The sequence below is a fragment of the Corallococcus sp. AB049A genome (genome assembly GCF_003668885.1).
In the GTDB taxonomy this organism is placed as follows: Bacteria; Myxococcota; Myxococcia; order Myxococcales; family Myxococcaceae; genus Corallococcus; species Corallococcus interemptor.
Genome location: NZ_RAWL01001476.1, coordinates 1 through 383 on the forward strand (window position 1 = coordinate 1; position 383 = coordinate 383).

Annotated in this window: 1 protein-coding gene; it reads right to left on the reverse strand. The window is 53.8% G+C overall.

Annotated elements, in window-relative coordinates; genetic code table 11:
- A partial coding sequence (locus D7X55_RS45265) for a hypothetical protein (protein ID WP_233610499.1) occupies positions 1-184 on the reverse strand: 184 nt, incomplete at its 3' end.
- Positions 185-383: the final 199 nt, after the last annotated feature.

A 383-nucleotide genomic window follows, 5' to 3' on the forward strand; every position in this document is an offset into this window, starting at 1 on the left:
CACATACACCCTTAAGTACATCGATAGCCTCCAGCATGAAATCCTTTCCAGCGGCCTCTTTGAACACGGCATCGTCGATCTCCCACTCTATCCGCCTTGCACCAGCGCCCCCTAGCTCGGTCGATAGTACTTGCAGTCGCATCACAGCCCAAAATGCCTCGAAAAATGGCTTGGTACCCGGCATGCCTGATGTACACCAAGACGACAGGAATGAAGTCAAGCGAGTAGAACGCTCTTTGAGGGCGTCGAGTGAACGAGGTTTCGTCCGCAAATGTGCAGCCAGTGATCCTCCAGGTGTTACAGCTCTCAAACGAGCCAAGAACTCGGCATTACGACGAGCAGCCATTGTGGCGTGATAGTTGGCTCGTATCGCCGCTTGGAGA